Genomic DNA, 23,104 nt, shown 5'->3' on the forward strand with positions numbered 1-23,104 from the left:
AACTTACTTCGTACAATAATAAATTCGATAATCCAAAATCCCATCATATTTTACATTTATCTCAATGTTTTGCTCCATGACTTGATACAATTCAGGCTCAATCTGTTGTGAGTAGTGAAATTCAGGCGCTGAAGAAAAAGATGTATTTTTGCGAATGTGAATCGTTTGAAAACCAGCCTGTTTAAATAGTGCTACCCAATCTTTTTTCGTGGACAATGTATCAAAGCCATAAAATTGTTTGATTTCCTTTGCACTCACGTTGTCAAGTTCTTGTTGGATCGTAAATTCAATCGCAATTAGCCGACCACCAAATTTCAATAAACGATAAATTTCATTGAGCGCTTTGTGTTTGTTGACAAAGGACAGAACAGATTCCGCAATTATGAAATCGAATTGTTGTTTAGGTAAAGGTAGATGTTCAACGGAACCTGTAATAATTTGAACTGGTAGGGAGAGTTTTGCCATTCTGCTTTGAGCCTTCTCAACCATAATGGCATTGTTATCGATGCCCGTAACATTTGCTTTATAATGAGAGGCTAAGTAGGCGGCGGTTTGGCCTGTACCACAGCCTACGTCTAATATTTGAGAGTGTTTGGTAATGTTCTCATTTTTCAAAAGTTGCTTTGTTAGCGCCATGCCCCCAGGATGTGCCCCGCCAACACCAAATTTAGATAAAAAATCGAGATATTTGGATTTTTGAATAACAATCACCTTCTTTTTTCTTGTTGTTTGTATGATATGAAAAGAAAAATAGTATGGTTCCTAGTGGAGGAATGAAACGAACGATAGGATAAAAAGCAAAACGAAATGTCTGATTATAAGTTTTCAATAGGTTTCCATCGAACGCTTCTATACTATTTAATTTGATGTAGGTTCTTCAAAAGTCTAAACATAAAAAAATCTGAAACGTATACTATATAAACGTTTTATGTATAGGAGGTGAATTGATGCAATATTATTCGCAAAATCCTAGAAGGAGAGCTGTCCCAAGAAGATATAGACAAAGTTTTGATCCTATGAATCAAGGTAGACGCGTACAACCCTTCAATTTTAATAGTCAACAACCTTTTATGTTCAACAATCAACAACCCCAAACTTCTCGATTTGGAAATTTATCAAATAATTTACAGGCAATGATGGGTCATGCAGGAACAATAACGAATGGGGTTAATATGCTAAGGCAAATGGGATCTTTATTAAGTCTATTTAGATGATAAATGAAGAATTTACAGTACTAATATAGTAAAGTGTGTAGAGCGATAGTTTTGATTATAAATGAATGTTGTTTGAATCAAATGAGAAATTACTAAAAATAAATAGTAGATCGCCCTTAATTAAATAGAGGATAAAATGTTTGAAAAATGAACATTTATCCTCTAGTTTTTGCCCAAAATACTTAAAAATATAAAAGGAGAATATTTTAATTGTATTTGTCTTTTATATTTTAGTTATAATAAAAAGGAAAATTTCTAAATTTTGGAGGTATTAATGAATAATATTCAATTTGCAGACCGTATTTGTGCTGCTATAAAACAAAAAAAATCACATGCAGTAGTAGGGTTAGATCCAGTGATTACACGTATTCCAACAATAATTTTAGATGAGGCCGAAGAGAAATATGGTAAAAATGAGAATGGTGCGGCCTATGCATTGTTAGAATTTAATAAATTAATAGTTGATGCTATATCTGAGGATGTAGCCATTGTGAAACCTCAGCTTGCCTATTATGAAGAGTATGGTGCACCAGGTATAGACGCTTTCTGGAGAACAGTTGAATACTGTCAACAAAAAGGACTTATCGTCATTGCAGATGCAAAGAGAGGGGATATAGATACAACTGCAACAGCATATGCAACATCTTTTTTTGGTAATTTAAAGAATGAATGGAAAACACCTAAGAAAGTAGATTCGTTAACAATCAATCCGTATTTAGGAAGCGATAGTTTAGAGCCATTCGTTCAGCAAGCCATTGAGAAGCATACAGGTTTGTTCATTTTAGTCAAAACGAGCAATCCCTCTTCAGGTGAGTTACAAGAATTATTAACTGAAAACGGAACGATTGCCGAAAATGTGGCTACATTAGTACAGAAATATGGACAACGTGACATAGGTACATACGGTTATTCATCTGTTGGTGCTGTAGTTGGTGCAACATATCCAGAAGCACAGGCTATTTATCGTAAAAAAATGCCACAATCACTATTTTTAGTACCAGGTTACGGTACACAAGGTGGCAAAGGTAAAGATATTACGAATGCTTTTAATGCTGATGGCTTCGGTGCATTAATTAGTGCATCAAGAAGTATTATTTTTGCCTATGAAAAAGCAAATGCGCAGTCAAAACAAGCAATTCAAGAGACAACACGAATTGCCATACAAGAAATGAACATGGATATTAATACAGCTCTAAAAAATGTAGGAAAATTAAATTGGTAATAAAAGTTAACTGGACGGCAAAGAGCATACATTTATTATTTTTCGCAAGATAAGCAAGCCATAACACGTGTCTCTAGGATTGAAAAATATACGCAGTAAATTCTTGATGATAAGGGGTTAAATGATTAGCCCCTAGAATCGCCAATTAATGAATAGAAATCGCCATTAAAAGCCTAAGTATCGCCAGTAAACCCTAAGAATACGCTCCAAAAACGGGCACCAATGTTTGTATCAAAAAAGTGTTAGATTGCCTACTGTCAATCTAACACTTTTAATTGTTTAACTACTTTATCTCGTCAAGCTGTTTTCGATAATTGAGCGATTTTTTTCTTTAAATACTTCGTTATGAGAGGATACTACTGCATGTCGATGAGCCGTTGGTTCTAAGTACGTTTTAATGGAGTTAACGGCGTTTGCTGCATCTTGAAATGTGCCAAGTAGAAGATGAATTTTCCCTTCAAACGATAAAATATCACCGGCTGCAAAAATTCCTGGTTGTGCTGTTTCGCCAGTTGCTTTTCCTTCAAAATAATAGTCATCTTTTTTAGGAATGGCAATGGCTTCATCAAATGAAAGCGAGGCTTCGCGATTATAACCGTGACTTACAATGACTTCATCAATTTGGCGTGTATAGCTTTGGTTGGTCCGAGAATTTTCACATGTAACGAATTGAATCGCTGTTTTATCTGTATTGGCAGATAGTTTTGTAATGGTTGTATTACATTCGATTTGTACACCAGCATCTAGCGCCTCTTGTATGGTTGCTTCGTGTGCTGAAAGCGTGTCCTTACGGTAGACAACGGTTACGTTTTTTGCTAAAGGGCTAAGTTCTACTGCCCAGTCGAGTGCTGCATTTCCGCCTCCTGAAATAATAATATCTTTATCTACAAAGCGTTTATAAGACTGCACTGTATAGTGTAAATTGGACATTTCATATTTTTCCGCACCTTCTAGCGTCAGTTTTTGCGGATTAATAATACCACCACCAACAGCTAACAAAACGGTTTTCGAATAATGTTTGTCTCCCTGTGCTGTATGTATTACAAATAAATCTCCTTGGCGTTCGATAAAGTCAACCTTTGTGCCTGTTAGCATTGTTGGTTCAAATGTTTTGGCTTGCGCAATTAATTGTTTGACAAATTGTTCGCCTAAAATGGGCGGGTGACCACCTATATCCCATATTAACTTTTCAGGATAAAGTAGCACCTTACCACCTAGCTGTTCTTGGCTTTCGATTAATTTTGTTTTCAGTCCTCTTAATCCGCTATAAAAGGCGCTATATAAACCTGCAGGTCCACCGCCAATAATGGTTACATCATATAAATTTTGCACTTGTATCGCCACATCCTTAAAAATTTATTGGAAAAGTATTGTATATACTTATTGGATAGCTAAATCATTAAAATGATAATGATTATCAATATCACTTCGCTGCTATCATAACATGTGTATAAGTAAAAAGAAAGAGCTGCTTTTCCAATTGAATCCAACTATGTTAGTAAAGCTCGGGGATCTCTTTCGTATCAAAGCTTCAATCTAGACAAAGAGAACAATTTACTATATAGTTAGCTAGGCTAACTATATAAGGAGGAATAGTATGACGATTGAACAACAGTTTTTTAATGAATATCGTTTAATGTACCGACCGTTTACTAACCAACTCAATATGCAACTGGAACACTTTCAACTTTATAGTTCACAGTGGGCAGTGTTGCGTTTTTTAATTGATAAAGGGCCACATTCACTTGTAGAAATTGCGAGCTTTATGTCAATTGAAAAGCCGAGCGTAACGAGGCTTGTACAAAAGCTTGTAGAACTTGGCTATGTGGAGACAGTGGCAGGCAAAGATAAGCGAGAGAAAGTGGTACAATTAACGCCATTTGGAGAAAACATCGTGCAAGAAGTGCAGGAGCACTTAAAACCATTTTTAGAAAAAGCACTAGCAGGTGTGCCGAAACAGGATATTGAAACGGCTTCTCGGGTTTTAGCGAACATATGTATGAATATTCATCAGTAGTAGGAGAGAAAAACAAGTGGAATCAACAAAACATAAATTATGGACAAAAAACTTTTTAGTTGTTTCTTTAATTAATTTTACGATTACGTTAATTTTTTATTTATTAATGGTGACAATAGCGGGCTATGCAGTGGAGCAATTTGACGCTTCCACAAGTACGGCTGGCCTAGTGTCGAGTATTTTTATTATCGGGACACTTTTTGGACGACTTGGCACAGGACGAGTTATCGGTGATTTGGGCAGTAAAAAAACATTATTCATTGGCTTATTATTATTTATGCTATCGACCATGTCTTATTTTATTGCTTTAAATCTTCCGTTACTGATGATGAATCGTTTGATGCAGGGGATTGCGCTGGGGGTAGCAAGTACAGCTACAGGTACGATTATTGCACAAATTTTACCACCAGAGCGACGCGGTGAAGGGATTGGCTATTACAGCTTAAGTGCGATTTTAGCAACTGCAATAGGTCCGTTTATCGGTATTTTATTAACGCAGTTGTTTGAAGATTATCGCATGATTTTCGCGGTCGATTCGGTTTTAGCAGTTGTTTGCTTTATGATGTATTTTATGGTGACCGTGCCAGATGCGCCAAAAAATACAAAGAGAATGGCGGAGAAATTGGGCTTCAAGTTATCCAGCTTTATTGAACTGCGTGCACTGCCGATTGCCTTTGTAGCTCTTGTTATTGGCTTTGCTTATTCAGGTGTGATGTCGTTTATGACATTTTACGCAAAAGAGCTTCATTTGGTAACAGCAGGCAGTTACTTCTTTATCGTTTATGCACTCGTTATTTTAGCAACTCGTCCATTTACAGGGAAATTACTAGATGCAAGAGGGGCGAATATTATTATTTATCCGTGTCTGATTTTGTTTGCGATGGGCATGTATGCATTTAGTACAGCGACAAGCACTGTTGTATTTTTAATAGCTGCGGCTTTTATTGGTATTGGTTATGGTAATTTTAACTCAGTAGCCCAAGCAATAGCTATTAAGGTTACACCACATGAGCGTTTAGGGCTCGCCACTTCAACGTATTTTATTTTGTACGATTTAGGATTAGGTGTAGGGCCTTATTTCTTAGGGCTTTTTGCACCGACGATGGGCTATAGCGCTATATTTTTATCGATGGTAGTGGTAATTTTTGTTTCGATCGTGCTCTATTATTTCTTATATGGAAAATATGAAAAAGTAAAACAAGTCAATATTTAGTAGATTATAATCATTATATTGTAGAACAAACGTCTTTTTGCTTGTTGAAAATAAAATTCAACTGCAAAATGACGTTTTTTTCTTAAATTAAAAATACTTCTTGCAATCAAATATGATAATGATTATCATTCACGATAGAGACTAATTCGGGAAGCAGGTATTTAGCATGAAAAACAAATCATTATTATCAGTGTTAGTAGCAGGTGGCATAATTATGGCGGGCTGTGGCAATACAGAAGACACAAAAAAAGAAGAGAAACCAGCAACGGAGCAAGCAGAACAAACGGCAACGGTAGATTTGACTACTGAACTATCAGCCTATCAACAATTTGCATTAGAACAGATGGATCAGTTCTTACTAGATACAGAAAAGTTCGTCAACCTGTTTAAAGCGGGTGATATAGAAGGTGCAAAAGCAGCGTATGCACCGGCACGTATGTACTTTGAGCGTTCTGAACCAATTGCAGAAAGCTTTGGTGACCTTGATCCACGTATTGATGGTCGTTTAGCCGATATTGAAGAAGAAGGTAAAGGGAAAGAAGAATGGACTGGCTACCATAAGCTTGAATATGCACTTTGGGTAGAAAACACAACAAAGGGCTATGAGGCAGTGGCAGATCAGCTACTAGCAGACGCAAAAGAATTACATGCACTTGTTCAAACAGTAGAAGTAACACCAGATTTAATGATTACAGGTGCAGTTGATTTATTGAATGAAGTATCTACTTCAAAAATTACAGGTGAAGAAGAAATTTACTCACATACAGACCTCTATGATTTTAAAGCGAATATTGAAGGTGCAGAAAAAATCTTTGAAATTCTTCGACCAAAATTAGAAGCAAAAGACAAAGAGTTAGTTGCAGCGTTAGATGAAAAATTTAAAGCAGTGGATGACTTATTAGCACTACATGCAACAGCTGATGGCGGTTATATTTCTTACGAAGATTTAACAGAAGAAAATACAAAAGCATTAGCAGCAGCAGTAAACCAACTAGGTGAGCCATTAAGTCAAATGGGCATTATTTTGGAGTGATAAAGAATGACAACGTCTAATGATGAAAAATGGATAAATAAAAAAATATCTCGCCGTGACATGTTAAAGCTAACAGGCATGGGTGTGGCTGGCATTGCGATAGGTGCTTCCGGCTTTGGTGGTGTAATGAAAGCGATGGGTTACGATATGTTCGAGCCTGTCGCAGATAGCACAACAGCAAAAAATAAAGTTAATTTCTATGGTAAACATCAGTCTGGCATTATTACACCTGTTCAAAAACATATATATTTTGCTTCTTTAACGGTCTTAGTGACATCGAAAGAGGAGCTACAAGAGTTGTTCAAGAAATGGACACCTCTTGTTGTTCGTTTAATGAATGGTGAATTAATGGTAGATTTAACAACAAATACAAGAGTTCCGACTGGGGATACCGGAGAGGCAGAAGGCTTAAATGCTTCGAATCTATCCATAACGATTGGTGTAGGTCCTTCATTGTTCGATAAGCTTGGCATGGCGCATTTGAAACCAGGCGAATTAGCGGACTTACCACATTTTCCGAAAGATCAGCTACAAAAGGAATATACAGGTGGAGATCTTTGCATTCAAGCATGTGCGGACGATCCTCAAGTGGCGTTCCATGCTGTCCGCAATTTAGTACGTGCTGCTTCCGGCAAAGTGGAAATTAAATGGTCACAAGCGGGCTTTAACTCATTCCCAGCTGAAGGGGGAACACCTCGAAATTTATTTGCCTTCAAGGACGGTACGGTCAACCCTTCTATTAAAGATGAACAAGACTTAAATAAAGTAGTATGGGTCGATAAAGGTTGGCTTAAAGGTGGCTCCTATTTAGTAGCTCGAAAAATCCAAATGCATCTTGAAACATGGGATCGTACATCTTTAAAGGATCAAGAAGCAACGTTTGGGCGTTATCGCGATAGTGGTGCGCCATTTGGTAAAACGAAGGAATTTGATGATTTTGATGTAGAAGCAAAAGATAGCAAGGGCGAGTATATTATGCCCGATACATCGCATGTCCATTTAGCACGTAAATCAGGTGCTCGCATACTACGTCGCAGTTATTCTTACGCATCAGGCGTCATGTCGAATACAGGGGCGCATGATGCAGGACTACTATTTGTCTCTTTTCAAAAGGATCCAGCGCAATTTACAACAGTACAAAACAGTCTAGGACGAATGGATAAAATGAATGAATATATTACTCATCGAGGCAGTGCCGTTTTTGCTTGCTTCCCTGGAGTACAAAAAGGGAGTTATTTAGGTGAAGCACTTTTTAACGCGCTGTAGCATGATTGTATGCTTATTATTGGCACTTGCGGTTCCAGTACAAGCAGCACAATCTTATAGTCACTTATACATTTCCATTAGTGACGCCCTGATGAATACGAAGCAAGATAAGCAAGCTGAAGCGACGCGTGCACTTGAACAATTTGCAACGGACTGGGCATCAGTAAATTCACAACAAACTGAAGCAAAAGAAAAGGTAGATCAAATACTTGAGCAAGCTGTAAAGGCTTCTTCAAAAGAAGAGCGTTTAACTGCATTGTCGGCTCTATCGAATGCATTACGTGCATTAGAAAAGCTCGAAAATCCAGTAGATGAAGCGGAGCAACGAGCTGACTTTGGTCTAAAAATGAAACCGATTATGACTGCCTTTGAGCAAGCGTTAGCAAGTGGTGATATGACAACGATTGACGCTGCGTACAAAGAGTTTAATATGAAATGGAATAAAAATGAACGACCAGTACGTGAACAAAGTATTGCAATGTACGGTCAAATTGAAACACAAATGGCTTTTTTACGTATTTCAATTTCTTCAGAACAGCCTGATGTAACATTAATGCAATCACAATTTGCAGAACTAAAGAAAACGATTGAAGATTTTGTAGCAGGTAACGATACAGCACAAATTGTAGCAGGTGAGTATTCTTTAGCGTCTTTAATTGCGTATATAGATGAAGCCAATGATTTGATAGACGATGGTGACTACAAGGCAGCATCTGATACAATACGTGAATTTATTACGATTTGGCCAAGTGTAGAGATTGAAATTTCAACACGCAATGGTAATCTTTATACGAAAATAGAAAGTGATATGCCGATTATAGTAAGTGATTTATTAAAGACGCAGGTCGATGAAAAGGCCATTAAAAGTAAACTTAATCAGTTCCGTACCGAAATTGAATTAATCCAAGGTAATTCAGATTATTCCATTTGGGATTCAGCACTTATTTTACTGCGTGAGGGCTTAGAGGCATTATTGATTATTCTTGCGTTAGTGTCATTTTTAAATAAATCAGGACAAAAATCGTTACGTAAATGGATTTATATTGGGGCTTTAGCTGGGGTATTATTATCAGCTGTAGCTGCAGTGCTGATGTCAACTATCTTTCATTCAGCAACGGTCGATACAAACCGAGAAATAATGGAAGGTTATGTCGGTCTTGTTGCAGCTGCAATGATGATAGGTGTCGGTATATGGCTTCATAGTAAATCCAATGTTGCGAGCTGGAATCGTTATATTTCCAAACAAATGGGCAATGCAATTTCAAGTGGTTCTGTATTTGCTATGGCTTCTGTCAGCTTTTTATCGGTGTTCCGAGAAGGAGCAGAAACTCTTGTGTTCTATGCGGGAATTGCACCGAAAATGGCGACATCGCAATTTATACTTGGTATTGTCTTGGCACTTGTTATCTTAGCTGTTATCGCAATCGTCTTATTCAAAGCGAGTGGTAAAATTGCCATTCATAAGCTTTTTGCGGTGGCAACTGTGTTAATTTATGTTTTGGCATTTAAAATTATTGGTGTCAGCTTGCATACATTACAACTTAGAGATAGTGTATCCACAACAATGGTGGATGGTCTGCCAGTCATTAACTTAATCGGCTTCTATCCAACACTCGAAACAATGATAGGGCAAGGGATTTTACTTGTGCTAGTAGTAGCAACCATTATCTATAAAAAGAAACAAGCAAAATAGCGAAAAATGGGGACAAATCAAAGAGAGATTCTTTTGATTTGTCCCTTTTTTTATGGTGCAGTATGCCAATGTGAAGGCATACGCAAATAAAATGGTAGTTTTGTTTGGTGATTACCGATTGCCGAATTGATTTGCATTTGCGTTAAAAACATCGCAGTGGAAAGATTCGCTCCGCACAAGTTAGCATCACGTAAATCGGCACCGATAAAGTCCACGCCTTTTAAATTAGCATTTTGTAGGTTTGCCGCAATTAAATAGGCACCGCGCAAGTCTGTTGCTGTTAAATCTTTCCCCTTTACATTTTTTCCAATCCAATTGGCCCCTCTATGGTTCGGCGCATTTTTTTTACCTAAAGTGGTGACTGCAAGCTTATTGCGAATTTGTGCACTAGTTTCTAATAGTAGGTTGTTTACAGGTTGTCGGATTGGAAGAATATCTAGAGCAACTAATGCTGTTGCCTCTAATTTAGTAAGGGTTTGTAATGTCTCTAATTGTTCATGCAATTTGTCGTATAATTTAGGTGATATTCGATATGCCATTGCCTCTGCAACATAGGCGATCATTTCATATAACTGCTCCATAATCGGAAAAACTTGAAACATTTTTTCAGCCACTTCAGCGTTATCTCGCCAATTCTGTCCATTGAATGTCGTTTGAGCAACCATTTGTCCCGCCCCTAAACAATCATAGACGGTACACCCCTTACAACCTTTGCTTCTAAGGTCACGATGTATTTGACAGTGAAAGTTAGATTGCAAATGGGTGCATGGTCTGCCAGCGGGCTTATTCATAGCAAAATCACTAGATGCTGTAATAGTTAGTGCTGTACAGCATAAGCCAAAGCAGTTTTGACAATCTGCTTGCATGCTTTTACGTACTTCTTTACTGAATGTAGTTCTTTTGTTCATCACTTCCGACATGATTATTCTCCTCGCGTCTCTACTAACTTACTATAATATTAACATTAAATAACTTTTAATGGATATTATTATCAATATTTTTTATACTGTAAAAAATCAAGAAACTTATTTAAGTTTGCTGTAAACTAAAGAGAATATAGAGTGAAAGAGTGATGGCATGCTACAGGTAAATGTGGAGGATTCAAGTTTAATATTAGAGGGTGGGACGTTTCGTACATTGTTTACATCTGGTGTCTTGGATGCTTTTTTAGAGCATGACATTATGATGCCTTATGTTGTCGCTATTTCAGCAGGTGCTATTAATGCATGCTCGTATGTATCACAGCAAAAGGAACGGTCTTTACGTGTATTAATGGATTATCGTCATGATAAGCGCTACATGGGCTTGAAAAATTTCCTTAAAGAAAAAAGTTTATTTGGCTTGGATTTTGCGTATAATGTGATTCCGAATGAGCTAGATATTTTTGATTGGGATACGTACAAGCAGTATGATGGAAAATTGCTTTTTGGCGTAACAAATGCAGCCACAGGACAAGTTGAGTATATGGATGCAAAAGAAATGGATCGCCACTGTATGATGTTACGTGCAACTTGTGCTATTCCAATCTTATTTCCAGAAATCAAACTAAATAATACACCATATTTCGATGGTGGCTTAGCAGAGCCAATTCCAATCATGCATGGTGTTGAAACGGGTTTTAACAAGCATGTACTGGTGTTAACCCGACCTAAAGGCTACCGTAAACAGCTAGATCGTCAAAGTAAATGGGCGATGAAACTACTAGCTAAACGTTATCCAAATTTAGTAAAAAGCATGCAAAAACGTGCAGACCATTATAACGCTTCACTTGATTATTGTGAAAAATTAGAGGCACAAGGAAAGGCATTTATATTCCGCCCAACACAAGCACTGAATAGCTTTGAGAAAGATACAGTGCAAATGCGTAAAAATTATGATATGGGCTATCAGCAAGCTATGCAACAAATAGATGCATTAAAGCAATTTTTAACATGAATGGTAAGGGGAGGGCCAATGTGCATTTGGGGCTCTCTTTTTTCTTTTTCATAGCGTTTAGGTAGCAATGTTCCTTATGTAAAAAATGTAGAAAAGATTTCATGTCTCATCACATTTCGATATAATAAATGGAAAACTAGAAGAGGCGTGTCTATGGAAACAGAATGGTTACGTACGTTTATCGTTGCGGCGAAAACGGAAAATTTTCGTGAGACGGCGGAAAGACGCTTTATCACGCAATCAACTGTATCAAAACATATTCAGCATTTAGAAAAGGAGTTACAGACTACGCTTTTTGAACGTCAAACAAAGCATGTCAAACTCAATCGAATTGGTGCACATTTTTTACGACAAGCTGAAAAAGTGGTAGAAATCGTTGATGAGGCAGTACATAGTACACAATTGATGGTCAGTGGTTTTACTTCCAAATTAACAATAGGCGTAGCACCTCAAATAGCGAATTCCACATTACCAGCTATTATCGATTGTTTTCAGCAACAAAACCCTACCATTCATCTTTCTATTGAACTGTTAAAATCTAATGAAATTGGGGAAGCGGTTTATGCGGGAGCTATAGATATAGGGATTTCAAAATTAACCTCCACCCGTGCGGTGCACACGAAAATGCTTGCCCAGGAGCCACTCCAACTTATCGTACCGATAGGGAAAAAATGGACTGATCCAATGACGCTTTTACAACAAGAAACGATTTTAACACATGAATACGCGTCTTATTGGCAAGAAGTACAACAGGTACTTCAGCAATTGCCAAGTTATAAAAGCATGCAGGTAAATCAAACAGAAGTTATAAAAAACTTTGTCAAGCAAGGACTAGGCATTGCCTTTTTACCGAAAAGTGTTATGGAAGCCGCTTATGATGAGCAATCGCTCCATAGTTATTCGGTCAAGGAATTCTCGCATATTGTGTCCAACACTTATTTTTTATCGAAGTACATAACGGCAGATATTGAAGCTTTTTTTACGGTTTGTGATGTCGTCTATCAGAACAGAAAGAGCTCATACTAGAAGAGAGGGTGATATTGGCATGTATAATATAATGTCAGAAATAAGTCGAGTCGTTAGTGGACCCATCACGTTATTTTTAAATTCCTACGAACATTCTCCACTTGTTATCGCGTTACTTCTGGGGCTAGTTGGTGCACTAGCACCTTGTCAATTAACCGGCAACTTGAGCGCCATAACATTCTACGGTCATCGTACCATTCAAATGAAAAATAATTGGGGCGAAGTTATGGCCTTTATGATCGGGAAGATTGCTGTCTTTAGTTTAATCGGTTTATTAGCTTGGCTATTTGGACAATCATTTGAAACATCAATAACTGCCTATTTTCCAATATTTCGTAAGACGATAGGACCCATTATGTTGTTAACAGGTCTTGTCCTAATCGGTATTTTAAAATTAAAATGGCTCCATCAACTATCGTCCCATATCCCGTTTGTATTGAAAGAAGGGAAGGCAGGTTCATTTCTAATGGGGGCATGCTTTGCTATTGCCTTTTGCCCGACGATGTTTGTGCTATTTTTCGTTTGGCTGATGCCTACAGTTGTTACTACTTCCTACGGATTGGTTTTACCAGCGGTTTTTGGTTTTGCGACTTCCATGCCACTTATTTTAATGTTGATACTGATTCAAATATTTGATACAAAACGCGCCGTTATGAAAACAAGTATAAGGATGGGAAGAGTGATACAAATCGCAGCAGGTATCATTTTAATCATTATTGGCGTAATGGATACCATTACATATTGGGGTATAACGATATAAAAAAGAAGTACGTTGAGCTTGAGTGGAACAAATTGGAGGCTGTTGCTGTAAGGACAGTCTCTTATTTTTATTTGTAAAAAATAAAAGAAAGAGGGTACATATGATTTACGCAATCGCATTATTTCTATTAGCAGGTATTGGTGAAATCGGAGGTGGCTATTTAATTTGGCTTTGGTTAAGGGAAGGCAAACCATTTTATTGGGGCATTTTTGGAGGGATTGCATTAGCTTTATATGGCGTGGTGGCAACTTTTCAATCATTTCCGACTTTTGGTCGAGTCTATGCAGCGTATGGAGGAGTTTTTATTGTGCTGTCCATCTTGTGGGGCTGGGGCATAGATAAGCAAAAGCCAGATATGTTAGATTTAGTTGGCGCTGGTATTTGTATTATCGGAGTCATGGTTATGTTAATGCCGCGTTCATAATAGAGAGAAAGAGGCTGGGACATAACTAAAAAAATTTAAGAAACAGACGAAAGGTGTTCATAATTTTTTGCTATATGGAGACCTTAGCTATTCTTGCTTTTGCAATTAAAAAAATTAGAAGTGTTCACTAGTTGTTGGTAGCGAAGGCGGTGACTCCAGCTCAGAACAGCACATAATGTTAGACGCTGGCATTCCGCGCGTTAGCGAGGGTTGCGGCTTACTGTGCTGAGCGGAAAGCACCGCCGTAGCGGACAACAACGGCATAGCAAAAAAGTGTTAGATTGATGGCAGTCAATCTAACACTTTTTCTCTTATGTCCCAGCCTCTTTTTTACTGTGAACCGATGTTGTCTATTTGGGTGGCGCTTCTTAAAGATTTAGTGGCGCTAACCTTTATTTTTGTGGCGATTCATGCCCCTGTAGTGGCGCTAATCATTTTTTTAGCACTTCGTTGCAACAAAACGTAAACGCCAATAATCAGCAATCCATTGTTTATCTCGATAATTGGTTGGTCGCAACAGCTCTTCACATTTTGCATAAACGCGTTCTTTTTCATGCTGACTTAAACGCTGGAGAATGTTGTTGCTAAACATAACAAGCCAATTCCGTAAGCCATCGTCACCTTGAAGCGGTGTCGGACGTTCATATAAAGTAATCATTTGTACAGTAAAGCCCGCTTTTTCTAGCATCGATTGATATTCGTCAGCTGCTGGAAAATACCATGGAAAATACTGCTCTTCATATGGAAGCCCAAGCGCATCCATACTTGTTCTAAGTGCCCCGACAATAGAAGCGATATTCCCTTGACCGCCCATTTCGGCAACAAAACGTCCTTGTTGTTTTAGTGCACGATAGATATTGTCAATCACCTTATCTTGTTGTTTCATCCAATGAAGCGCAGCATTGGAAAAGACTGCATCAAATTGATGTGTGTAGTCCATTGTAGCCGCATCCTGTGTGTCAAACGTAAGCGTTGGATATTTATGCTGAGCGCTTAAAATCATATCATGTGAAGCATCAATGCCATGTACAACTGCCCCACATTGCGCTATTTCGTTGGCTAAATCTCCTGTGCCACAACCAACATCTAAAATATATTCTTGTTTTTGTGGTGCAAGTAAGTTGACTAAACTTTCTCCGAATTTTGAAACAAAGTCATGCTTTTGATCGTAAAGAGTTGCATTCCATTTTGTTGTCATTGTCTACCATCTCCTTTGTTTTTTAGCATAACAAAGAGAGGTGTGGAGAGGAAATTCGAAAAACAGGTTGTTTTGATTCCAATTTGGAATGATTGCAAGAGAAAAGAATCCGCTCGCTCTACGGGCAATTCGTAGAAACGGGCAGATTCTTTTAAACTAATTATTATAGCTTTGTCAGCGTTTTGCCGCTCCAGCCAAATAGTATTGTTAAAACTGGACCTAGCAAGCAGAAAAAGGTGAATGGTAAATAAGTAGTTGTTGGGATATCAAGTACACTAGCGATAAAAATTCCGCACACGCTCCATGGCACAAGCGGGTTCACAACAGTACCTGCATCTTCCATAACACGCGATAAATTTTTCGGTGCAAGTCCAACCTTTGCAAATTGCGCTTTAAATGCCTCTCCAGTAAGCAAAATGGACAAATATTGTTCACCGATTAATGTGTTGACGCCAATTCCTGTTAGCGCAGCACCCGTAATAACGGAGCCAGCACTTGTAAATAAGCTTTCAATATTTGCTAATATACTTTGAATAATACCAAGTGTAAATAATAATCCGCCCATTGTAAGTGCAAGTAATACTAAAGCGATTGTAAATAGCATACTATTCAATCCGCCACGAGTAAGCAGTGCATCTACGTCTTTAATTCCTGTATCGGATACATAGCCATTAAACAGCATGTCAAATACGTGGGAAAGGGCGAGTGGTTCTTGTATATAGGCAAGTCCAACACCAACGATTGAAACAACTGCAAGTGTAATAAGAGCAGGTGCTTTATATAAGGTCATGATAACCAGTACAACGATTGGTAGTAATGTGTACCAATGAATAAGACCTGTCGAAAGTAATCCTATTTTAAATTGTTCAACCGTTTCAAAAGAAGTACTGGCACCAGACGGTGATAGCACGGCATACAAAGCAAACGAGATCACAAAGGCAGGAATGGTTGTCCAACCCATATTTTTAATATGCTCAAATAAATCAACACCTACTGTACCAGATGCTAAATTAGTTGTATCAGAAAGTGGTGACATTTTATCGCCAAAAAAGGCGCCAGAAACGATTGCACCAGCCGTGATGGCTAATGAAATATCCATTGCACCGGCGATTCCCATAAAGGCCACGCCGACTGTCGCAACTGTTGTTAAAGAGCTACCAACGGAAATCCCGACAATGCTGCAAATAAGAAAAACAATGGCAAAGAAAAAGCTAGGTGAAACAGTTAAAAAACCGTAATATATCAGCGTTGGAATGGTGCCGCCCATAATCCAACTCGAAATTAAAATACCGATAAAGAAGAAAATAAAGACAGCACCTAAACCAGCACTGGCACCAGCAACCATCCCAGATTCAAGCTCACGGAAAGGTACTTTTTTCAATAGTCCATAGGCAATTAAAAGTGAGATTACTAGAATAATGGGAATATGTGGCGTTGCTTTTAAATAGCCAATACTAATGGCCATTGTGGCAATAATTAAAAGTGTTATGAAGCAAGCCTCAAGAAATCGAGGGTTACTTTTTGCTTCAATGCGAAACATACGAATCCTCCTAACAATTACTTCTGCGCTTCAATGCGGTGAAGCCCAAAAGTATTATAGCACGCTTATAAATATTGTCAATTGATTGAAAATTCTGTCTATAAAATACCACTAAAAAAGATAGCGATATTACCTCGCTATCTGCTCGTTAAAATGCGCCAACATAATCCCATGCATTTTTTATAATTAAGATACACGTCATCACAATAAAAATAAGACGCATCATGTTCGTACCACGTGTTAATGCAAATTTAGACCCCAAAATAGCACCAAATATCATAACGAAGCCCATTGGCAAGCCATATAAAAAATTGACCTGTCCTAATACTAAAAACATTAAAAGTGCAGCTAAATTCGATGTGAAATTAAATGCTTTTGCATTCCCAGCGGCTTGCAAAAAATCATTTCCCATCATTAATAGAATGAAAATAAAAAAAGAACCTGTCCCGGGGCCAAAAAAGCCATCGTAAAAGCCGACCGCCGCAAACGCACAAAGAAAGGCTATTTTCTTTCCTATACTTAACATACGTTGCTTAGGTTGTTGTCCCCAATCTTTTTTTATAACGGTATAAGTTGTGACTAGTACGAGCATAACAAGCATAAGTGGCTTTAAAATCGAAGGTGATACAAGATGTACAGTGTATGCGCCAATTAAAGAGCCTAAAAAAATAAAAGGTAAGATTTTTCCAATCCTTTTAAAATCAACTTTGCCGGCCTGCAAAAATGTCAGCATGCTTGTGCCATTACTGATGGTATTTGCTAGTTTATTCGTTGCAATGGCTGTACTTGGGGGTAATCCTACCGCCATTAATGCTGGTAAAGAAATCAAGCCTCCGCCACCAACAATGGCATTTAAAAAGGATGCGATAAAGCCAAACACTAATAATGTACCAAGTGAAAGTAAATGAATATCCATGAAAACAACCCATCCTTTTTCATCATACAATGTTTTCTTGTAAGCGTACTGCTTATGGCTAAAAATAACAATGGCGTTTGTATATTTTGCGGATTTGAAATTTACAATTCCTTTACATTGAAAAATTATAAGAAAAAATTTTTTTCAAGTATTTTTATAAAAATTAAAGAAAAAACGTTACATTTAACAGCAAAAAACGTCTTTTTATTAGAACATTTCCAACGTTTGTAACTTGTTTAAGTATGTTTGAATGAAATATGGCAATTTTAATATTACATTATTGTAAATTCAATTTATTTATCTTTAAAGTTATGTAGAATTATGTAAAGATTTTGTTATGATAGTTGCAGAAATCGACAATATTTATTCAACAGGAGGAACATAATGTTCAACTCAAGTAAGCAAGATCCATTTTTTCAGGCTTTATTAAAAATTTCTCAAAATGTGAAAGAAGGTATTTACTTCGCTCATAACGCGCGTATTCATGATATCGATGCATTAAAAGAGATTGCCGATACAATGAAACAATATGAAACAAGCGGTGATAAGCTAATTCATGAACTAATTGTTATGCTTAATAAATCATTTATGACACCTATTGAACGAGAAGATATATTAGCACTAGCAAATAAATTAGATGATGTAATAGACGGCATGGAAGGCTGTATTGCCCATTTTAATATGTACAACTTAACAGAAGTAACAGAGCCGATGCGTCAATTCCTGACGTACATTGCTAAAAGTACCGATGAAATGGTACAAGCAATGGAGCTGCTAAATAGTAAAAAGCTTGTAGAAATGCGTAAACATGCCATTCAAATTAAAGACTATGAGCGTGAATGTGATGAGATATTCCGTTCTTCTATGAAGCAATTATTTATTCAAGAAAAAGATCCAATGCGCATTATCGTATTCAAAGATATTTACGAACAATTTGAAGATATTGCAGATTGTTGTCAAACAGTAGCGAATACAATCGAAACAATAATTATGCGAAATGCGTAAGATGGAGTGTACTAAATGGATACAATATTACTGATAACAATATTAGTCGTTATATTCGCACTTGTGTTCGACTTTATTAACGGCTTCCATGATACAGCGAATGCCATTGCTACATCTGTATCAACGCGTGCCCTAAAGCCACGTACTGCTGTGTACATGGCCGCGGTAATGAACTTTATCGGAGCTATTACATTTGTTGGTGTTGCGAAAGCATTAACGAAGGATATTGTTGACCCGTTTACACTAAATACGTATGACGGTGATATTACAGGGTCAGTTGTTATTTTGGCAGCTTTACTGTCAGCTATTACATGGAATCTATTAACGTGGTATTTTGGAATACCGTCTAGTTCCTCCCATACTTTAATCGGTTCGGTTGCAGGGGCGGCAATTGCTGCGGCAGGATTTGATATTCTAAATTACACAGGCTTTATTAAAATTATTCAGGCGCTTATTTTCTCTCCATTACTTGCGTTTGTAGCTGGTTTTTTCATGATGTCACTGTTTAAAGTAATCTTTAAAGATATGAATTTATATCGAACAAATAAAGGCTTCCGAACGATGCAAATCGGTACAGCGGCATTGCAATCATTTACACACGGTACGAACGATGCGCAAAAGGCGATGGGGATTATCACGCTTGCATTAATTGCAGGTGGTTTACACCAAGGCGACGATATTCCGTTTTGGGTTCGTTTTGCAGCTGCCTGCGCGATGGGTCTTGGAACATCAGTTGGTGGTTACAAAATTATTAAAACAGTCGGTGGTAAAATTATGAAAATACGCCCAGTGAATGGTGTAGCAGCGGACTTAGCATCTGCTTCGATCATCTTTGGTGCGACGTTAATTCATTTACCTGTATCGACAACACACGTAATATCTTCTTCTATTATGGGGGTAGGTACTGCACACCGCGTCAAAGGTGTAAAATGGGGTATGGCACGTAAAATTGTTACGACTTGGGTAATTACAATGCCAATCTCTGCTGTAATGGCTGCTACAATTTACTTTATTTTAAGCTTATTTTTCTAAAATAGTGAAGGAATGCACAACTAATGTGCATTCTTTTTTCTTTGCTTTGAATTTGTCCTTGTTAATAAAAGAAAGTCCATCTATGGTAATTATAAAGAAAGTATAAAGTTCAGAAGAAATACATCAATCCATAGTAAGGTGATAACAGGAGGAAAACGATGAATGAAAAGCTATTACTAATAGAGGATGATCACGCAATAGGTCGTATCGTCAAAGATACACTAGAGCAAGAGGGATACTTGGTCACATGGGCAACTACAGGTTTAGAAGGGCTAGCAGATTTTCAAGCGCAGCCATTTGATTTAGTATTAGTCGATTGGATGCTACCTGAAATGGATGGCCTTACTGTTTGTCAAAATATTCGTTGGGAAAGTGATGTGCCCATTGTAATGATGAGCGCCCGTAAAGACGAGGCGGATAAAGTGGAAGGCTTACAAGGTGCGGATGATTATTTAGCAAAGCCTTTTAGCTTAGCGGAATTAAAGGCGCGTGTTGCCTCCCATTTACGTCGATGGCAACGCTATAAGAAAATAGAAGTGACAGAACATATCGCTACATTTGCATTTGGCTTAGCGATTGACTGGCATAAAGAACTAGCGACACTGGAAAATAAAGAACTAGCCTTAACAACAAAGGAATTTGCCCTGTTAAAGCTATTGGCTAAAAATCCAGGCCAATTATTTACAAAGGAAGAGTTATATCAGCATATTTGGCAACAAGCAAGTGTAGATGAGACACATACAGTCACTGTGCATATTAAAGCATTACGAGAAAAATTACAGGATCCGGTTAAAACACCACATTATATTCAAACAGTTTGGGGCAAGGGCTATCGCTTCATAGGAGAACCGTTATGAAAATAAAATCTTGGCTACTGATGATGTTTTTTATTGTGATGATTGTGCCAATTGGCGGGGCGTATGGCTTATATATATGGATTAATGCCTATTACCATGATAAAAGCTTTGCAGAATATATTGAGAAATGGACGACACTAAACGATGTCAAGTCTGTTCTTAACAATCCAACATTGTATGCCAAAAATGCAGATTTGCAACAAGTAAAAGCACTTACGAGTGATCAACTAGCTATAACGCTATATGCAAAATCTGGCTTTGTTTATTATTCATCTAATCCGTTAACCTCTGGCTTCGTTTCAAGAGAAAAAACGTTAAAAAACTTATATGTATTACAGCAAAAATACAATGCGTTTACATATAAGGAACCAGTTTATCAACAAGGCGATTTAGTTGGCATTTACGAAATTCAACTTATCAGAAAGGACTGGGTTCAAGGTGTGGAGAGGCGTTCATGGCTGGTGATAGCGAGCGCGATTACGTTATTTCTAGCCATTTATACAGCAGTCATTTTATTGCTTAACCGTAAATTACATCGACCTTTGCAAGCATTAATGCAACAAATGGATGCATTTGGGAAGGGGCAACATGTTGACGCTGTAATGACTACAAGAAAAGATGAAATCGGAGAGCTTACAAACACTTTTCTAAGTATGCAGACGGAAATAGAGGTCGCACGTGCCCATTTAAAAAATGAGCAAAAGCAGAAGGAACTGATGATTGCCAGTATTTCACATGATTTAAAGACACCTTTAACAGCAATTCAAGCGTATGCCGAAAGTCTACAAAACGCCTCCCTCACTGCGCATATGCAGGAGGAATATCGGGCAGTGATTTTAACAAAGGCAATGGATATGAAGCAAATGCTAGAAGATTTACTTATGTATACGTTGCTTCAATCCACAAACTATGATGTTACACTGGTCCCAGTAGAAGGACAGGAATTTTTTGATATGGCAATTTCGGATTATGAACCACTTTGTCAAAGTAAAGGGCTATCACTGCAAACGTTTTGTGATGTAGAAGGTACCTTTGCTGTTCACCCCTCACAAATCCAACGTGTGATTGACAATCTGATGAGTAATGCAACTCATTTTGGCACTTTAGGCACGACCATTTATTTAGCAGCTATCAGCAATCAAAAACTCGATTGGGCTTTTGAGTTTGTGAACGAGGCGCTTACGAAAAAAAGCGGCATGTATTTAGTTGTTCAAAATAGTGGGGCAGGTGTAGGTGAACAAGAAATCGGACAATTATTTGAACCATTGTACCAATCAGATCATGCTAGAACAAAGACAGGACAACGAGGCACAGGGCTAGGTCTTAGCATAGCGAAACAAATTATTGAAAAACATGGTGGAACAATAAATATGGTATCTAAGCATGGAGTTGGCACAGCAGTACTGTGTTGGTTACCGCCTTACAAAGGAGAAAATGACAAATGAACTGGAAACAAACCATACGGGTTGGGGGACTTATAACGTTGATGACGTTGAGTTTAGCTGGTTGTAATTCAGAGACATCTTATTCCCCGCAAGAGATTATAGACCAAGCATTACAAGAAACACAAGAGTTGGAAAGTTATTATGGAGAATATACGTTGGATATAGATGAATCTGGGGTCGCTAACGTAAAAGAATGGATGAAGGGTGGCAAACGTCGGATTGAGATGACTGTTGATGGCGATCATGTTATTGCGGTTAATGACGGTAAACAAATTACTTCCTTTAGTAAAAAAGAAAACAAGGCAACAATTATTTCATTTAAAAATGGAGAATTAGATGAAATTATGGGGCAATCCGCAAAAGACAGTGCTCAAGTATTACTAAACTTAGTGAAGGATTCTCACGATATAACCATTGCTGGAGAAGAATCAATTGCTGGTCGAGATACTTATCATATTAAAGCGAAAGCACAAAAAAAGAATACGTTATTAGGTGATATTGAAATATGGATTGATAAAAAAACATGGTTGACGTTAAAAACAATTACGACGAACGCAGGCAATGTGACGACGCAAGAATACTCTAAGCTTGATGTTAATAAGAAAATGGAGGATAAGTTATTTACTTTTGATGTCCCAAAAGATGCAACGGTAGAAAGAATAGACCCCCAAAATCAAACAACAACGGCAACAATCGAAGAGGTGAAAGAACAACTGGGTAACTTTTTAATGATACCTGAGGTAAATGGCTTGTCCATATCCACAATCGTTGATATGAAAGTGAAAGAGCGTCCAGAATTTTCTTTTGAATTTGAAAAAGATGACCAACCTGCATTTTCAGTTTCAGTTCTTAAAGAAGCTAGTAATGAGGAATTTGGTAATCTTGGGAATGAGCAAGAAATACAAGTACGAGGCAAAAAGGGCACATGTATGGATTTAGGAGAACTTTTTGTTATATCTTGGTCTGAAGATGGCTACCAATATAACATTATAAGTGAAAATCCTGAATTTACTAAAGAAGAAATTTTAGCATATGCCGAGGAAATGACCAATGTTCAGTGAGGTGAACGGTGTGCAAAAGGCGAATTTTATAAAGTGCATAGCATTATTTTTATTTGCTACTGGGTTTTTATACGGTGTTGGTGAAACGTATAGCGTTCCGTGGCTACAATTTCAATTTTTAGGTGAATATAATAATGAAGGTTTTTATTTTAGCTTCAGTTCACTTATTCCGTTACTTGGTGGCATACTCATAGTGGCTATATATGAGACCATCGTTAAACGATTTATATAAAAAAGAGAAAATCCA

General features: G+C 37.6%; 23 protein-coding genes. 17 read left to right on the plus strand and 6 right to left on the minus strand.

Going from position 1 to position 23,104, the window contains the following annotated elements; translation table 11 throughout:
- Positions 1-3 precede the first annotated feature (3 nt).
- Positions 4-711, minus strand: coding sequence for a methyltransferase domain-containing protein (locus tag MHH88_RS09435; protein ID WP_339262615.1), 708 nt, complete (start codon positions 709-711; stop codon positions 4-6).
- A gap of 236 nt (positions 712-947) precedes the next feature.
- On the opposite strand from MHH88_RS09435, the gene MHH88_RS09440 reads away from it, so the two are divergent.
- Together MHH88_RS09440 and pyrF are read left to right on the plus strand one after the other, a co-directional pair.
- Positions 948-1,214, plus strand: a complete 267-nt coding sequence (locus MHH88_RS09440) for a hypothetical protein (RefSeq protein WP_069508403.1) — start codon at positions 948-950, stop codon at positions 1,212-1,214.
- 274 nt (positions 1,215-1,488) lie between these two features.
- On the plus strand, positions 1,489-2,436 hold the full coding sequence (pyrF, locus tag MHH88_RS09445; RefSeq protein ID WP_339262617.1) for an orotidine-5'-phosphate decarboxylase: 948 nt from the start codon (positions 1,489-1,491) through the stop codon (positions 2,434-2,436).
- A gap of 288 nt (positions 2,437-2,724) precedes the next feature.
- Here pyrF and MHH88_RS09450 read toward each other — a convergent pair whose 3' ends face one another.
- Positions 2,725-3,768 carry an NAD(P)/FAD-dependent oxidoreductase gene (locus MHH88_RS09450; protein ID WP_339262619.1) on the minus strand — a complete coding sequence of 348 codons (1,044 nt, stop codon included), beginning with the start codon at positions 3,766-3,768 and terminating at the stop codon, positions 2,725-2,727.
- A 265-nt stretch (positions 3,769-4,033) separates the two neighbouring features.
- Here MHH88_RS09450 and MHH88_RS09455 point away from each other — a divergent pair, with 265 nt between their 5' ends.
- The 5 genes from MHH88_RS09455 (at position 4,034) to MHH88_RS09475 (ending at position 9,658) form a co-directional block, all read left to right on the plus strand.
- On the plus strand, positions 4,034-4,453 hold the full coding sequence (locus MHH88_RS09455) for a MarR family transcriptional regulator (protein ID WP_069508405.1): 420 nt from the start codon (positions 4,034-4,036) through the stop codon (positions 4,451-4,453).
- 16 nt (positions 4,454-4,469) lie between these two features.
- Entirely contained in the window at positions 4,470-5,666 is a 1,197-nt protein-coding gene (locus MHH88_RS09460) for an MFS transporter (protein WP_339262621.1), read from the plus strand.
- Between the two features lie 166 nt (positions 5,667-5,832).
- The gene (gene efeO, locus MHH88_RS09465; protein ID WP_339262623.1) at positions 5,833-6,699 is read left to right on the plus strand and encodes an iron uptake system protein EfeO; all 867 of its coding nucleotides are present in this window, start codon (positions 5,833-5,835) and stop codon (positions 6,697-6,699) included.
- Positions 6,700-6,705: 6 nt separating this feature from the next.
- Positions 6,706-7,965 carry an iron uptake transporter deferrochelatase/peroxidase subunit gene (efeB, locus tag MHH88_RS09470; RefSeq protein ID WP_339262625.1) on the plus strand — a complete coding sequence of 420 codons (1,260 nt, stop codon included), beginning with the start codon at positions 6,706-6,708 and terminating at the stop codon, positions 7,963-7,965.
- Positions 7,940-9,658, plus strand: coding sequence for an FTR1 family protein (locus MHH88_RS09475; protein WP_339262627.1), 1,719 nt, complete (start codon positions 7,940-7,942; stop codon positions 9,656-9,658). Before efeB ends, MHH88_RS09475 begins: the two co-directional genes overlap by 26 nt.
- 50 nt (positions 9,659-9,708) lie before the next feature.
- Here the strand turns inward: MHH88_RS09475 and MHH88_RS09480 are convergent, their stop codons facing one another.
- Positions 9,709-10,578 carry a pentapeptide repeat-containing protein gene (locus MHH88_RS09480; protein ID WP_339262629.1) on the minus strand — a complete coding sequence of 290 codons (870 nt, stop codon included), beginning with the start codon at positions 10,576-10,578 and terminating at the stop codon, positions 9,709-9,711.
- A 157-nt stretch (positions 10,579-10,735) separates the two neighbouring features.
- On the opposite strand from MHH88_RS09480, the gene MHH88_RS09485 reads away from it, so the two are divergent.
- The 4 genes from MHH88_RS09485 (at position 10,736) to MHH88_RS09500 (ending at position 13,803) form a co-directional block, all read left to right on the plus strand.
- Complete coding sequence (locus tag MHH88_RS09485; protein ID WP_339262631.1) at positions 10,736-11,593, plus strand: patatin family protein; 858 nt, start codon at positions 10,736-10,738, stop codon at positions 11,591-11,593.
- A gap of 153 nt (positions 11,594-11,746) precedes the next feature.
- A complete protein-coding gene (locus tag MHH88_RS09490; protein WP_339262633.1) occupies positions 11,747-12,619 on the plus strand; it encodes a LysR family transcriptional regulator in 873 nt (290 codons plus the stop codon).
- 19 nt (positions 12,620-12,638) lie between these two features.
- On the plus strand, positions 12,639-13,379 hold the full coding sequence (locus MHH88_RS09495) for a sulfite exporter TauE/SafE family protein (protein WP_339262634.1): 741 nt from the start codon (positions 12,639-12,641) through the stop codon (positions 13,377-13,379).
- A 100-nt stretch (positions 13,380-13,479) separates the two neighbouring features.
- Positions 13,480-13,803, plus strand: coding sequence for a YnfA family protein (locus MHH88_RS09500; RefSeq protein ID WP_024363619.1), 324 nt, complete (start codon positions 13,480-13,482; stop codon positions 13,801-13,803).
- Positions 13,804-14,242: 439 nt separating this feature from the next.
- Here MHH88_RS09500 and MHH88_RS09505 read toward each other — a convergent pair whose 3' ends face one another.
- The 3 genes from MHH88_RS09505 to MHH88_RS09515 all read right to left on the minus strand — a co-directional run bounded on the left by MHH88_RS09505 (position 14,243) and on the right by MHH88_RS09515 (position 17,457).
- Positions 14,243-15,001 (minus strand): methyltransferase domain-containing protein, encoded by a 759-nt coding sequence (locus MHH88_RS09505; protein WP_339262637.1) that lies wholly within the window; start codon positions 14,999-15,001, stop codon positions 14,243-14,245.
- A gap of 163 nt (positions 15,002-15,164) precedes the next feature.
- Entirely contained in the window at positions 15,165-16,541 is a 1,377-nt protein-coding gene (nhaC, locus tag MHH88_RS09510; RefSeq protein ID WP_339262639.1) for a Na+/H+ antiporter NhaC, read from the minus strand.
- Between the two features lie 148 nt (positions 16,542-16,689).
- Positions 16,690-17,457 (minus strand): TSUP family transporter, encoded by a 768-nt coding sequence (locus tag MHH88_RS09515; RefSeq protein WP_339262641.1) that lies wholly within the window; start codon positions 17,455-17,457, stop codon positions 16,690-16,692.
- 384 nt (positions 17,458-17,841) lie between these two features.
- On the opposite strand from MHH88_RS09515, the gene MHH88_RS09520 reads away from it, so the two are divergent.
- From MHH88_RS09520 to MHH88_RS09545, 6 genes are all read left to right on the plus strand, one after another.
- Positions 17,842-18,462, plus strand: coding sequence for a DUF47 domain-containing protein (locus tag MHH88_RS09520; protein ID WP_025219331.1), 621 nt, complete (start codon positions 17,842-17,844; stop codon positions 18,460-18,462).
- Between the two features lie 15 nt (positions 18,463-18,477).
- Positions 18,478-19,494, plus strand: coding sequence for an inorganic phosphate transporter (locus tag MHH88_RS09525; RefSeq protein WP_107894274.1), 1,017 nt, complete (start codon positions 18,478-18,480; stop codon positions 19,492-19,494).
- A 158-nt stretch (positions 19,495-19,652) separates the two neighbouring features.
- Positions 19,653-20,351, plus strand: a complete 699-nt coding sequence (locus tag MHH88_RS09530; protein ID WP_069508432.1) for a response regulator transcription factor — start codon at positions 19,653-19,655, stop codon at positions 20,349-20,351.
- Positions 20,348-21,796 carry a HAMP domain-containing sensor histidine kinase gene (locus MHH88_RS09535; RefSeq protein ID WP_339262646.1) on the plus strand — a complete coding sequence of 483 codons (1,449 nt, stop codon included), beginning with the start codon at positions 20,348-20,350 and terminating at the stop codon, positions 21,794-21,796. The genes MHH88_RS09530 and MHH88_RS09535 overlap by 4 nt, the downstream gene beginning before the upstream one ends.
- Positions 21,793-22,857, plus strand: a complete 1,065-nt coding sequence (locus MHH88_RS09540) for a DUF2092 domain-containing protein (RefSeq protein ID WP_103976789.1) — start codon at positions 21,793-21,795, stop codon at positions 22,855-22,857. Before MHH88_RS09535 ends, MHH88_RS09540 begins: the two co-directional genes overlap by 4 nt.
- Positions 22,847-23,089 carry a hypothetical protein gene (locus tag MHH88_RS09545; RefSeq protein ID WP_227665434.1) on the plus strand — a complete coding sequence of 81 codons (243 nt, stop codon included), beginning with the start codon at positions 22,847-22,849 and terminating at the stop codon, positions 23,087-23,089. Before MHH88_RS09540 ends, MHH88_RS09545 begins: the two co-directional genes overlap by 11 nt.
- Positions 23,090-23,104: the final 15 nt, after the last annotated feature.

The organism is Lysinibacillus sp. FSL K6-3209 (assembly GCF_037976175.1).
GTDB lineage: Bacteria > Bacillota > Bacilli > Bacillales_A > Planococcaceae > Lysinibacillus > Lysinibacillus sphaericus_D.